Below are 13,445 nucleotides of genomic sequence, written 5' to 3'. Positions count from 1 at the left end.
TACATCGTCATATTCATTCAAATCCTTTGTTTTGCTTACTTTCCCGAACTTCATAATCTCATAAAAGAGGCCAGACAAACAACCGCTTGGGTTTATTCTGTAATCCGAAAAATTTGTGAGGCGAAGTAAATGTATTCAATAGCGAGATTACCTGAAGATGAGCGCAGAATTCTTTTTAGAAATACATAATTGTTGATATAGGGATTATACCGTCTAATTTTGTAGATTTTTCCGAGATTTTCCGTAGAATTTTCGTAGTCGGTCGCAAGTTTAGACAAGAACAAACAACAAAATGCTGTATAATGTCAAATTTTACCGCCCTTTGAATACTGCACCGTAAGAAAAGACTTTATGGCTCAAATAAATAGGGGAAACGACCTGCTATCAGGTCGTTTCCCCTATTTATTCCGTAATATCCTCAAAACAAAAGCCAACTTCTCGAACACAACGGATAGCAGAAGGTAAGCTGAGTGCTATCTCACGAAATTTTCTGCGCAGGCCGTATACATGACAGCTTACCGCATTGGCTTCATTTCCCATTGGATCTTCTCCCCATACAGCCTCATAAAGCTGCCTGTATGACAACACCCGCCCTTCATACAAGGCCAGTCGGTAAAGTAGTTCATACTCTTTTGTTGTCAGTAATACCTCCTGCTGATTATAGTATACCTTTCTTTTTCCTGTGTCAATTATGAGGTGGTTAAAAATCAATGTCGGTTCAACTACCATTTCAATCAGCTTCAAATCAGGATGACGCTCCAAAATCTTTGAAATTTCCTCTAAAGCAACGTTATCCTGGTCTGATAGTTCCAAAATCACAATTCGTTTGATAGTCCCACCTTCCTTCTAAAACGGCCGCCATCTGTCTGATGGCGGCCGTAAAATGTTAGATATTCTGTTCCTTTTTCTTTCTGCTGTAAAGCGTCATGCCATAGACGCCGGCTCCGGATGCAGCCAGAAGACCAATCCACAGCATCATGTTGCTGCCGTCCCCGGTCTGCGGAATAGTTGTATCGGAAGACTGATCGCCCGCGCCGGTCTGCTCTCCGTCCTGAACCGTACTGGTTTCAAACGGTGTGTTGGAGCCAAGGATAGCATACTGGCTCAGATGGGTAGTCTCAAACACCAGGAAGTCGCCTTCCGCCACCGCGTCAAAGCGTTCCAGCTCTTCGCCCAGATATACCGCCTGGTAGTATTTGTAGCCCTTCAGGTGGTCGTTCATCGGGATTTTGACCGTCATGGGGTTATCCTTGATTTCCAGAGCTTTACCGTCTTTTCTAACGCTGATCTCGTAAATGGACAGCAGGCCCGGCAGCTCCTCTTTCAGTTCCGGACGGCTTCCCAGCACGCTTTCCTGTGCAATGGTGTCGGCATAAAGCTCTGCACCCTCTGGCACTCCATCGGTCAGGGAGATGGAAACACCGGTTTCGGAAGCAGTCAGATCTTTGGCGCCAGTATCCTCACCAGGTTTTGTTCCAGGATCAGTGCCCGGATCCTCACCAGGTTTTGTTCCAGGATCAGTGCCCGGATCCTCACCAGGTTTTGTTCCAGGATCAGTGCCCGGATCGGTAGAAGTCCCGGACGGGGATACTTTGATCACATCATTGGTGCAGTAGTAGCTATACATGCCGGTCTTTACCACGTTGGTGGTATAGCCTGCCGGAATATCTTCTTCGGTCGCACCGCTGACGCCTTCTCCAGCCACAGGCACTACAATTTTTGTCAGGGTTGTCTGACCCCAATCCTCCGCAGTTACGTCATCAACGGCGGTCTGATAGACCAACCACTGGGAATGATTCGGGTCTACTCCCCAATAAAACCTCTGCCCGTCCTTGATCAGCACTGTCATAGAGCTGATATCGCCTATTTTGGCGCTGATGGTTTCCCCTGAGTCGGTATATCCCTCAGGCAGAGCGTCCTTTTCAAGTCCGTCAACGGTAGCAATTTGAACGGCAAGATATTCTTTTTGGCTAGGAAGTCCTTCCACCTTCACCAGCTCGTGGATATAGCCCACAGGCTTGCCGTTTGTTAAATCGCTGCCGGTGTAGATTGTTCCGTAACTAACGCCGTATTTCTTTCCGTCCTCGCCCTTGGTGAGAACCTTCCAGTCTTGAGCAACATAGTTACTTTCATATATGACATTTTCCCATTCGGTGGTCTCCCCCTCGATGCCGGAATTGGCGGTCAGGGCAAGCTCTGTTTCCAGATTACCTGTGAAGGGAAGGGTTGAGGATGTTGTCGATACAAAGGCCGCAGAATAAGTGTTTTCACCTGCGCTCTTATACGCTGTCACAGAAGCGTTTGAGCCGACCTTGAGCAGACCCTGTGTTCCCTCGGCCATAAAGCGGATCGCCGCAGTCTGAGACGTTTTGTTTTCATTAATGGTCAGGGAGCCGTCTCCGGTAATTTCCAGATTGCCGCCCCAGCCGAAGCCCCATACAACCAGTTCGGCGATATGATTGTCACCCACCAGATGAAGCTTCAAATCGTCGCCCATCTCGTTGGTGGCAAGGGTCATTTCCGGGTGGTTGTAGTTTGTCAGGGTGATGGTGTTGGTAGCCTTGTCATAGACAGCGCCCTCCACCGTGTCAGCCTCGCCGCCGTTGCTATAAAGTACATAACCAAAATAGCTGCCATCGGGTTCTTCTACACTGCTATCATACAGCTGCACCCATGCGGCGCTCATGTCCCCGGACGAGGGGCCGTTCTCCGCAAACGCCGGCACAGCCATTCCAACAGCCATACAAAGCGTCAGCAGTCCTGCAAGAAGTTTGCGCTTTAGTTTCATGATTGATTTTTCTCCTTTCAAGATAACATTTATGTGAATACACGGGTTTGATCATTCTTTTTGGTGTGTCACCCCCCTTTTTCTCGGTGTTCTATGCCATCCGTTCCCCGGTGCGCCGGTTCAGGCAGCCAGGGCGGAACGAATAACCTTCTTTGCCGCAGTTAAAGTTCTTTATGCTTTGGTGAATACCAAAGCATAAAGAAGGGATATTCCTTCTGCGTTTTCAGCTTTCCTGCGTCTCCCATTTGGCGTAGAGATCCATCGGCGCATAGGGCGCTTCCCTGACAGGGCGCTCTTTCAGCTCTTCAAGGATTTTAAGCCCTGTTACCGGGCCGGCGGTGCAGGCTTTATCCCTGTACCAGCCGGTGAATACCTTGCCGCTGCTCGTCGGTTTCAGGCAGGTAGCCTCCACATAGAAAAGCTCCTGGTCTGCAAATTCCAGCGACCGCGGCTTCATATACAACAGATCGGTCCCGTCCGCTTCAAAAGCCCCGCCGTTAGCATGCAGCCTGACGGCGTATCGGGGGTTCCCGTTCTCGTCATTCAGGGCATACTCATCTGCCATTTCCGAACGGAACGCCGCCGTGATGAGAACCTTACGCCGCTTGACTTTCTCCGTCTCCACGGCAGGCTTTACCGCTTTGGATGTGACGGGATCTTCCAGGGCCTTGTAGCCGCCGTTTCCGTCCTTTACCATCCATGCGGCAAAGCTTACGGTGACCGGCTCGGCACCCTCGCCGCCAGGGAAGTGATAGTCCACACCATCCGGCAGGGGGACAGAAAACTTATGCATATGCGCTTTTGCAAAGGCCATGGAGTCGACCACACCAATATCGGATGCCTTTGTCCGATGAAACACTGGACTCAGTTGATACAAATTACTCATCATAAAAACTTACCAGTAGATGTCCCTCGGGGCAGTGCTGATAGGCAGACTATAGGTAAAAGGCTGGCCGGAGAGGGTCATGTGGACGGCGCAGCTCAGGGCGGACTCCGCAGCCAGAGGCTGGGGCAGGGAGGCGGTGGCCACGGTGATGTAGGTGTATCTCGTCAGAAGCACATCTGGATTGTCCGAGGTGGAGTACTGGGATTCCTCGCGCACCTGGCTCAGGGCATAGGCCTCCGGCGGCAGGGGCTCCCCGTCCACATAGACGGTGACGCTTAGGGTGTCGCCCTCGGCCTGCTCCGGCGCGACGGGCACCACCTGTGGGAAGTCCTCCCCGTCGTCCCACCAGACCTTCATCGTCACGGTGTTGGTTGTTTCATCATACTCTCCCCGCAGCTGGGGGCATCGGCCCAAGTCGGCAGCGGTGTAGGTCTCCGTTTCCCCATTTACCCGTTCCACCGTCAGACGCATCTCAAAGGTGGGGTAGGTGTCCGCCCCCGCCTCTGCCCAGTAGTCGTCGAAATCCGGGGGATAAACCACATAGAAAGCGGTATACAGCCCGGCATCGATGTCCGCCCGGGGGATGCCCTCACCGAAAGTATCCTCATAAAAAGGACGCTGGGTGATGGTGTCAAACTGGGTGACCTTGGCCGAGGCAATGGTCTCTGGCTCCGGGAAGGCCACCTGCAAAAAACCCTCGGATCCGTTCATCATGGCCGAGAAAAAAGTGATGGGTTCCGGCGTCTGGACTGGGCCGGGGCTTTCCTCTCCGCCCGGAGGCGTGGTCTCCGGCGGCACCGTGGGGAGCGGGTCCCCGGCTGACGTCGGCGGCTCGGGAGAGGGGAGCTCCGCTGCCGGGACGGCGGCCGCTACTGTCAACAGAAGGGCCATGGCGACGGAGGCCAGTATCCGCCAGCCCCGCCGGCGCTCCCGATTCCGGGGCGCACCCCTGCCGCCGCCCTGAAACTCCGGGGGAAGCGGGGCCGCCTCCGCCCCGGGGCGGGGCTCCTCCGGGACGCCAGGCTCCCAGGGCAGGATGAACTCCGGGGGAAGTTTCCATTCCTTTGGCGGTGCGCTCCGCTCCATCGGCGGCGCGTTCCGCAGATTCTGCCCGCCCATGGCTCACATAGAGTGGACGTCCAGCTGGGGGAAGGGGCACTCCACACCCAGCTGGCGCAGGCCCAAGAGCAGATCCCGATTGAGGATCCGCGCACCGCCATAGATGTCCTTTTCTTTCACGCCCACGCAGAAACGCAGCACCACGGCGCTGTCAGCCAGCTGCTGCACCCCCAGGTAGACCGGCGTGTCCAACATGACGTCCGCACGCTTCTGCCGGATCTCCTCCAGCAGGGACGGGAATTTCTCCTCCAGTGCCTCCAGATCACAGGTATAGGGGATGGAGATGTCGCAAAAGGACTTGGACACGTGGTCGGAACGGTTGAGGATGTTCCGCATATCCGCATTGTTTACAATCTTGATGTTCTCGCTGGCGTCGGTGATAGAGGTGGTGCGGATGCCGATGTCCGTCACCACGCCCCGGAAGCCGTCCACCTCTATGATGTCCCCCACATTGTACTGGCTATCAAAGAGGATGAACACGCCCGTGACCAGGTCGGCGATGATGCTGTCGGCGGCAAAGCCGACGATTAAGGCCAAAACACCCAGGCTGGCCACAATAGCCAGAATATTCACACCCAGGAGGTGTAGACCCCAGCAGAGGATGACAATGGCTGCGGCATAGCGCAGGAGGCTACGGGTGATGGAGAGGATGGACCGGGCCCGGTGGGTCCTGGGCTTGCAGAGGGTCAAGAAGAACTCCGCCACCCACTCCGCCAGCAGCATCCCTGCCGCCATGGCCGCCAGACGCAGGATAGCCCTCAGGCTGAGGGTCCAGTCGGCGGTCAGGGCCGCCGTTTTCATGGCACCAGTGGCAAAGCCGGCGGTCAGGGCCACTGCCAGGATGACCGCCAGAATCAGGAACTTAATAATGCTTTGTTTTTCTTTCATCGTTTGTTTCCTTCCTTTCTGACAATGCTGTGTGCTTGTGTGGGACGGCCCCGATGGATGGTCAGGCGGAGTGACCAGCAGTCGCTGGTGATCTGGACCACGCTGCTGTGTATCAAAAGCTCGTTTTCCAGATACCGTACGATCCGCCACGGCGGTTATGGCTCACTCTTTTCCCTGTTTGGACAAGCCCTCGCAGGGCTGCAGCAGGGTGACCTTCAGCTCGGTACCCATCTCCTGCTCCTCAGCAGAGATGGAAAAGGTGCTGGGATTACCGTATGCCTCCGCTTTGGCCACAATGGTCTCCTCTCCCTTTTGGTAAGTCACCCTCTCGCCGTCCAGCACATCATAAATCACCAGGAGCACATACCGCCGGGCATATCATTCATTTTTCCTAAACAATCTACTAATCCAACTTTCCTTTCGTTCCTCCTGCTCAGTGCCGCTCCCATCAGATAGCTGTTGTTTAATAGTTCCCGCGTGAAGAGCCTAGCCTTCTGTGGTTTCGGCGCTCTGTACCTCCATCCCTTTGGCGGAGGACAGGAACGACGATACGGCGTTCGCCACTACCTGGGTACTCATACCGGCGGGCAGCCGGAATACTCTCGATTCATTTGCCATAGATATCCCTCCAGATATTCAGATTCATTGTCTGTTTATTCGCTCTGCCGGGAGAGCGGCGCCCCGCATTCCGGACAGAATTTCACGCCCGGGGCAGCGGACGCGCCGCACGAGGGGCATACCGTACCGTCAGGCGCGGCCGGAGTTTGTGCAGCAGTCTGCGCAGCCTTGGCCGCTTCCGCTTCCGCACGGATCCGGCCGATTTCCGCCTGTGCCTGCGCCGCTGTTCCCTATACGGCATAATGCCGGTCCGGCACGAAACAGCGGCGGTTGATCATCAGCTCGTTCTCAAGGTACTGGGCAACCTTATCGGCTACGGCGGTCACCGCCCGTTCCTCTCCCTGGGCCGACAGGCCGGGACAGGGTTCACGCATGGAAACCGTCAGTCCGGTCCCCACATCCTGTATCTCTGTCGAAAGGCTGAAGGTGCTGACGTTCCCGTAAACCGAAAGCCGGGCGACCACCGCGCCGCTTTCATTCTTCCAGTATTCCGCCCCCTCCGCGTCCAGCACATCGTAAACAGCCATCTGCACATACCGCCGGACATAGGGAAGGAGCCTTTTCACCTGACGCATTCCGTTTCCCTCCTTGTCATGTATTCCTTGTTTGCGGTTTTCCGCCGCTTCCCTATTCGATGTAACCGCTGATGGGCTCTGCATACATTTTGTTTTCAGTCACCGGCTTGTAGCGGTCACTGCCGGTGCTTTCATACCATCCGGCCTCCGCCCGGTAGATTTCGCCGGTCTGCGTGTCGTACACGCGCTCGTAGCCGCCGGTTTCGTCGCTCTGCATCTGGCTGGTGATGTCCTGCTCGACGTTCCGGTCCTCCCAGGCCGCCATGATGATTTCCAGCCTCTCGTTGGTGATGCGGCTGATTTCCTTTGACATCGCCACCTTTTCTTCACCGGCCTGCTCAGTGGCTTTTACGAAACTCTCAGAATAGGCGAGCGTTCCAAGGCATTTGGTGAGGACGCTCTCCCATTCGATGAAGGTATCCTTCGCGGCGGTGACCGCCATGACGTTGTATGCCATGTAGTAGCCGCCGTCCGCCCGGGGGATGATATATCCTACCGGCAGTCCTGCGGCAATATCAACGCTTCCGAAGTCCACCACCGACGCGGCGAACATCCCCTCGCCTTCCTTGCCGTTTTCGGTAAAGGACGCCCGCAGCGTCTCTTCTCCCAGAGCATACGAGGACAGGAGGCTGGCCGAGGCAAAGCGGTCGGTGACGGTAAAGCCGTCAAACCGGGGGAAGGTATAGCCGGCATAGCTCGGCTCCCACTGCTCTGCAAACACCGCGTATTCCGAAAACAGCTTGAAAAAGTTTTCGGTGGAGGGGGTTGTCAGCACCGGCGCCTGGGAAAGCATCTGCGCCCATGTGTTCCCCATGGTGACGTTATACGCATAGGCGTCCTTTCCCTCCTGGCTGTGCAGCAGGCCCTCCGCCTTCAGCAGGACAAACATCTGGTTGAGGGGCTGGCTGGGATCCTGCACCCGGATGGAATGGTACATGGCCGTACCGCCGCTGGTGACTGTCCAGCCCTTGGGGATCTGCAGGCTGAAATCCGCCGTTTCATACAGCTCGGTTTCGATGGACCTGGCCGCTGTCTCAGTGATTTTTACGTCGTTTTCTTCTTTCGTGATGGTCCCGTCGCTGTTGACGACAGGCTCCTTTCCGCCCGGCTGCCCCTGCCCGGCGCAACCGGCGAGGGAGAGCGCCAGCGCCGCCGCCAGCAGCAGGGATAATACGCTTTTCTTTTTCATAGCAGAATGCCTCCTGATCGATTTTTATTAATTTCAATAGTCATCCAGAGCGAGGAGCTTCTCCATCACATCCGGCGGGTATGCGATGTAGCCCGATTCATAGTCCTCGCCTATCGCCTCCGTGGCGGGGAGAAGCTTGTAGTCCGCCGTGATGATATAATCATGGGCGATGGTGAGCACGTCGCTGTAATACCGGCTCAGCAGCTCCAGCTTTACAAGCCGGTAGCGGTTGCCGCCGCCGAATTTTGGGAGATAGGCGGCGGGGGTGCCGTCGGCGTTGGTGGTCTTTTCCTCATAGCTCAGATCATTCTCGGAGATATCGTCGTACATGATCTGGTAAAACGCCTGATCGGTCGCCAGGATGTTCTCATTTAAGATGGCAACCGCTTTTTCTCCGTCCCCCACGGCCTCGTCCGCCACCTCGTAAACAATATAGCCGTCCTCACCGTCGTCAAAATAAATCCCTTCAAAGTTCTCGGAGGGGAGCTGTCGTTCTGCCGCCGCCTCCAGCTTCCCGTCTGCGATCAGCAGATAGCTGCCTCCGACGTGCACAATCCGCTGGGCTCTGTCCCGCAGCCCGACGTCCTCGGTCAGCGTTTTTCCGTCTGCGTTGTAGCGCCAGGCGTGCGTCAGGACAGGATGGAGATACTTGCTCTCCGTCGCAGTGTACGGGCCGTTGTTGCTGGCAGACTTGACCGAATACCGTTTGCCGCCCCGGTAGACCACCTCCAGGTCGGCGCCGTTGAAATCGTTGGCCTGGAGGTAGACGGGCTGTTCCGCAAGGGGCAGGGTTCCCACCTCCCGGCAGTTCTGTCCCCCCGGCAGGGTCGCGTCGCAGCGGTACTGATAGATTTTTCCGCCGGACAGGAAGACGCTGGACAGATTGCCGCCGGCCTTTTTGGGGTTGAGATCCGAAAAGACGGTTTGCAGGCTCAGCACGCCTTCTGCGCCGGTAAAGGTTTTGTAATCCGACTGGTCAAAGGCGACGCCCCGCTTTTTCAAAAGCTCCTGCTCCAGCGTTTCCGGCTCAGGTTCCGGCTCAGGCGCCGAAGCGGCAGGCGTGCTGCTGGCGGACGCTGTGGAGCTGCCTGTATCGGAAGACGGCTCCGAAGGCTCCGTCCCGCCGGAGCAGCCGACAAGCAGCAACCCCATCGCCAGCAGAAGCGGCAGCAGCCGCCTGCAGAGGCTTCGCTTTTTGGTATATTGAATCAAATCGGTTTGTTCGTTCATTCTCTTTCCTCCTGAAGCTGGTGTGCGGACAGCAGGGCTTTCTCAGCCCTCCAGTTTCAAAACCCCGCGGTTCACCTTCATGGCAAGGATCCGGCGCACACTTTGGTTGATCCGCTCTTCGCTGATTTCTCCCAACGCGACCGCTTCCTCCAAAGCGGAGACGGCCGCCTGCGGGTTTGACGGGCAAAGCAGGATATCTACCGCCTGCCGTGTGGTTTCTCCGGCCGCTGTTACACCGGAAACGCCGGTGAGCAGTTCCGGGCTGAGAACCAGCATCTGGCATATCTTATCGCGCAGAGACATCCCTGCCAAAATATCGTCTATACTGCTCCAGGCGACAGAGGGCCTGCCGCTCTCCGGCGGCTTGCTCTGACTTTCAGGAACGCTTGACGACGGGGCGGACGGTTCGTACGCACTCTCCGCCATCTGAGATGGAGCCTGTGTCTCAGACGTTTCCTGCGACGCCGGTATGCCGGATTCCTGGGAAACAGAACTGCCCGAAGAAGTGCTGGGATTTGCACACCCGCCGGATATGGCGATGAAAGCGCAGCACAAGGCGGCGAGCATTCTCTTCCATTTTATCCCCGTCATTTCTCACACCTCCTGTCCCCTGAAGCGGCGTTTTTTAAGCGTCTTCCTCCCCTTTCGTCATCAGGGTATTTTCCAAATGCCGGACGATCTGGTCCAGCATCTCCTGCAGAAGCCGGTACGCTCTCTGCTCCGGTATCCCGTCGCAGGGGCGGCGCAGCGAAACCGTCAGTTCGGTTCCAAACGCTTTTTCCTCCGCCGTTATGGAAAGGGAGACGTCTGTTCCGTCCTCTCTCCATTCGGCAATAACCCTTCCCGGCGCTTCCTCCCCAAAAGCAATCCCTTCCTGCCGCAGCATACCATACACCGAGCGCAGGACATAGGAGCGCACATAGGGAAGTTCTCTTTGAACGTATTCCATCATTTCTTTTCCTCCTGAATTTTTGGGGAATCGTGGCGGACGCCGGGAAGAAGTAGATTCCTACGCCCTCATTTTAGGTGAAAAGAGGCCGGATTGTCTGTGCGTAAACCCCGCCAATCGTATCAAAACAGGTGGCGGTGAACCGCCATTTTTCAAAAAACCGATGGCGGTCAACCGCCACTTGTGCATATTATATAAATCAAAGCAACTATTTCGAGGCTTTATATATGCATAACTTCTAATCGTTCCAAGTAGGGGATGAGGTGTGCTTTTCTTTCCTGATTTTTCCTTTCGCGAATGCCGAATGGCGTAAATTTCATTTTTCAGATGGGGAAAACGATATTTTTCATCAGGACAATTCGTTACCGCACACAAAAACACCCTGCCTCTCCGGAGAGAAAGCAGGGTGTCAGCCAGTATGTTAATCGTTGCGGTAAAGCAGGTACATAGTGATGCGGGATTTTGCGCCTGTCTTTTCGTACAGGGCGGAGATATGCCGTTCCACCGTCCGCTTGGACAGGAACAGGCAGTCGGCTATCTCCTGGGCGCTGCTGTCCGAGGAAATCATCTTGGAGAACACATCCCATTCCCGTTCGGTCAGCCCGTATTTTGCGATGAACGCCTCCCTTCGCTCTTCGTCCGACTTTTGGGAAGCAGGCGGCTCCTTGGGTTCTTTGACGGCGTTCATGCGGGCGGTATACACAGCCATAACAACGCTGACCGCCACGAACAGCACCAGGGCGATGACAATGGCGGCCAGGCTGTTGCCGGTGGACAGCAGCGCCACCGATCCGCTGGCGATCAGGGCGGCGCTCACGTTATTCATGGCGCGGCCCATGCCCGCCCACAGCGACGGCAGGCGCATATGCCGGGAAAGCTCCATAAAGCTCGCTGTAAAGAAGACAACGAAAAAGCCCGAGGACAGGTAAAAGACCACCAGTCCAATCAGGAACGGAGCGCCCAGGTTCAGTACCACAATGGACAGAACCGACATCATCATCACGCAGTACATGATAAGCCCCATATACTTCCGCTTTCGGATATCGAAGACAAAGCCTGCGGCGAGGCCGCTGAGCGCCAGCAGCAGGCGGGGCCACTGCCCGATATCCGTCCCGCTCGCATGGCGGAGAGTCACGGCATTGTCCAGTGTGCTGAACACGCAGGCCATCAGCACTACCAGCAGCGCCAGCATAACGCCCGCCGTCCGTTTTTTCCGGGTGAGGGAAATGTCTTCCGCAGGTTCCGAAGAGGCGCCCGCAGTCTCCGTCATTTCGATGCGGCTTTGGGCGGCCTGTCTCGTTCGGATGACCAGCAGGCTCAAAGCCGCCAGAAATACCGAAAGAAACGCCGCCTCCGCAACCTCCAGGTTGACAAGGTTGTTGTTTGCATACTGGAGCAGAATTCCCAGAGCGTAGGCGATCCCCGCCAGCCGTGCCAATGCATTGTCGCCGTCTATGGTGACGGCAGCCAGATAGTGGACGGCGCTGCCGAAAACGCCCAGCAGCAGGAAGAGCACCATCCCTGCCGTCATGGTCGCCGCATAGGAGATATGCTGCTGGACAATGAAGGTACAGATAATCGCACCCAGCGCCAGGATAAAGGTCAGCGCGCTTTTATAGCGCCTCCCGCCCCAGCGTTCCATGGCCGGATACAAGAAAAAGCCGACGGCGCTGGCGCCCAGCGCATAGTTCTGGGCAATGACAGTTCTCCCTTCCGTCACCGACAGAGAAATCATATTGACAAACAGATATTCCGCCCCTAAAAAGACAAAAGTAAAAATACCGATCAGCAGAATGGCGTTGACAGACGCCGGCTTTCTCAGTTCCCCTTTCATCGTACCACCCTTTCCACAGAAGCCGCTGCAGGCGTCCCGTTATTTCTCCGATTCTTCCGTCAGCTCCACTACATCCCCGATGTCACAGCGGAGCGCCCGGCAGATCCGCTCCAAAACCTCCAGGCTCACATATTCGTCCCGGTTCAGCTTTGCTATCGTAGAGGAGGACACATCTGCCAACTCTGTCAGGGCGGATTTTTTCATCTTTTTATCAATCAGCAATTTCCACAGCCGGTTGTACTGGACAGCCATACGCTTCATCTCCCGCCTTGTTTATGGAAAACAGTATAGCACGAAAATCGTGAAAAATCAATGGATTTTATGAGATGTCACATATTTTTACGAATGTTAAGCCAAAAGAAAGCAGCCGCTCCTTTTACAGGCTCCTTTTACAGCCATAGACATTTACCGCTTTTTATTTCCAACGAGGTGAAGAAGCTAAAATACAGGGGAAAGGAGTACGATTATTTTCTGTTTACTCTGCAATGTTTATTACCTCGACACCTTTGCTCTTAGCGTAGTTCACTGTATAAAAAGTTCCGCCCTTGTTTTCTGTGAGATAAGAAATACAAGCAGAACTGTTATCAACCAGATGGCGATTGCGTTTATGCATACAGCCCCTCGTGTACTCCTGAGAAGTATATACAACTTTATCGGCCTTCTGTTTGATGTCATCGTATATCTCTATATCTTCCTGCGACCATCCTCTCGTTTGAGAGAAGCAAGGAAGCACGAGGATCAGACGAATATCAGGATAACGTTCCTTCAATTTGAGAACCGCAAAGGCATTCGGTTTTAATTTTGTCATGACACAAGCAGACCTAACAAAAAAAGAGAACACCTTCTGAAATTACTTTCAAAAAGTGTTCTCTATACAGCAAGTACTGTATTGTGTTTTATCCTTACAACAATTCATTCTGCTTCACAATTCTTCAAAATTATATGAAAAATTGTTGTCAATTTGTTGTCAACTCGGATTTGAGATGCCGAAAACCCTTGATTTTACTGGATTTTTTAGTCCAGAGGCTTCATTGTGGGGAACACCCTTCTACCCTCTTCATCCGGTTTCATCACGCCTCGTACGGTCGAAAAAGTGCCGTTTTCACGAGGTTTTTCTAACTTTTTGGATTCCATAGTGTGTCCTCCTGTGCCGTCTGGTTCGGGGCAAAAGTTGTAAAAAAGTTGTAGAAAGTTGTAGGCCGATTTTCCGTCCTTTTTTTGAGCATTTTTACAAAAAGTCCCAAACAAAATTTTTTGCAAAATATTTCCAAAAAATCGACTGATACATTGTAGAGCAATGGAGAACATCCCAAATGCTGTGTGCCTTAGAACAACGAAAGCCATTCAGAGCAATCAGCTGAACCCAATC

The 13,445-nt window shown here is 54.4% G+C and carries 16 protein-coding genes; all 16 read right to left on the bottom strand.

The genetic code is table 11. The features are described from left to right. Positions 1-402: 402 nt before the first annotated feature. Positions 403-813, bottom strand: a complete 411-nt coding sequence (locus tag H9X86_RS00870; RefSeq protein ID WP_143052378.1) for a winged helix-turn-helix domain-containing protein — start codon at positions 811-813, stop codon at positions 403-405. 73 nt (positions 814-886) lie between these two features. Beyond that, positions 887-2,788, bottom strand: a complete 1,902-nt coding sequence (locus H9X86_RS00865; RefSeq protein WP_204899697.1) for an LPXTG cell wall anchor domain-containing protein — start codon at positions 2,786-2,788, stop codon at positions 887-889. 223 nt (positions 2,789-3,011) lie between these two features. Further along, positions 3,012-3,665, bottom strand: coding sequence for a hypothetical protein (locus H9X86_RS00860; RefSeq protein ID WP_204899696.1), 654 nt, complete (start codon positions 3,663-3,665; stop codon positions 3,012-3,014). An 18-nt stretch (positions 3,666-3,683) separates the two neighbouring features. Then, positions 3,684-4,760, bottom strand: a complete 1,077-nt coding sequence (locus tag H9X86_RS00855) for a hypothetical protein (RefSeq protein WP_058962743.1) — start codon at positions 4,758-4,760, stop codon at positions 3,684-3,686. A 36-nt stretch (positions 4,761-4,796) separates the two neighbouring features. Next, a complete protein-coding gene (locus H9X86_RS00850) occupies positions 4,797-5,681 on the bottom strand; it encodes a mechanosensitive ion channel family protein (RefSeq protein ID WP_204899695.1) in 885 nt (294 codons plus the stop codon). A gap of 162 nt (positions 5,682-5,843) precedes the next feature. Further along, positions 5,844-6,005, bottom strand: a complete 162-nt coding sequence (locus tag H9X86_RS00845) for a hypothetical protein (protein ID WP_158099320.1) — start codon at positions 6,003-6,005, stop codon at positions 5,844-5,846. Between the two features lie 162 nt (positions 6,006-6,167). After that, positions 6,168-6,299, bottom strand: a complete 132-nt coding sequence (locus tag H9X86_RS12660) for a hypothetical protein (RefSeq protein WP_275532969.1) — start codon at positions 6,297-6,299, stop codon at positions 6,168-6,170. Positions 6,300-6,334: 35 nt separating this feature from the next. Continuing rightward, on the bottom strand, positions 6,335-6,493 hold the full coding sequence (locus H9X86_RS12970) for a zinc-ribbon domain-containing protein (protein ID WP_430736082.1): 159 nt from the start codon (positions 6,491-6,493) through the stop codon (positions 6,335-6,337). 36 nt (positions 6,494-6,529) lie between these two features. Then, positions 6,530-6,874, bottom strand: a complete 345-nt coding sequence (locus H9X86_RS00835; RefSeq protein WP_087229379.1) for a hypothetical protein — start codon at positions 6,872-6,874, stop codon at positions 6,530-6,532. A gap of 52 nt (positions 6,875-6,926) precedes the next feature. Continuing rightward, positions 6,927-8,063, bottom strand: a complete 1,137-nt coding sequence (locus tag H9X86_RS00830) for a hypothetical protein (RefSeq protein ID WP_204899694.1) — start codon at positions 8,061-8,063, stop codon at positions 6,927-6,929. A 33-nt stretch (positions 8,064-8,096) separates the two neighbouring features. After that, complete coding sequence (locus H9X86_RS00825; protein ID WP_204899693.1) at positions 8,097-9,293, bottom strand: hypothetical protein; 1,197 nt, start codon at positions 9,291-9,293, stop codon at positions 8,097-8,099. Positions 9,294-9,335: 42 nt separating this feature from the next. Then, the gene (locus H9X86_RS00820) at positions 9,336-9,884 is read right to left on the bottom strand and encodes a glycoside hydrolase family 3 N-terminal domain-containing protein (RefSeq protein ID WP_204899692.1); all 549 of its coding nucleotides are present in this window, start codon (positions 9,882-9,884) and stop codon (positions 9,336-9,338) included. 34 nt (positions 9,885-9,918) lie between these two features. Further along, positions 9,919-10,245 carry a hypothetical protein gene (locus tag H9X86_RS00815; RefSeq protein WP_087252958.1) on the bottom strand — a complete coding sequence of 109 codons (327 nt, stop codon included), beginning with the start codon at positions 10,243-10,245 and terminating at the stop codon, positions 9,919-9,921. A 418-nt stretch (positions 10,246-10,663) separates the two neighbouring features. Next, positions 10,664-12,076 carry a helix-turn-helix domain-containing protein gene (locus H9X86_RS00810; RefSeq protein WP_204899691.1) on the bottom strand — a complete coding sequence of 471 codons (1,413 nt, stop codon included), beginning with the start codon at positions 12,074-12,076 and terminating at the stop codon, positions 10,664-10,666. 39 nt (positions 12,077-12,115) lie between these two features. Beyond that, positions 12,116-12,328, bottom strand: coding sequence for a helix-turn-helix domain-containing protein (locus H9X86_RS00805; protein ID WP_071442138.1), 213 nt, complete (start codon positions 12,326-12,328; stop codon positions 12,116-12,118). A 223-nt stretch (positions 12,329-12,551) separates the two neighbouring features. Then, entirely contained in the window at positions 12,552-12,884 is a 333-nt protein-coding gene (locus H9X86_RS00800; RefSeq protein WP_204899690.1) for an SLOG family protein, read from the bottom strand. Positions 12,885-13,445 lie beyond the last annotated feature (561 nt).

This window comes from Pseudoflavonifractor capillosus, assembly GCF_016902575.1.
Taxonomy (GTDB): Bacteria; Bacillota; Clostridia; order Oscillospirales; family Oscillospiraceae; genus Enterenecus; species Enterenecus capillosus_A.
This window is presented reverse-complemented; position numbering and strand designations above follow the sequence as displayed.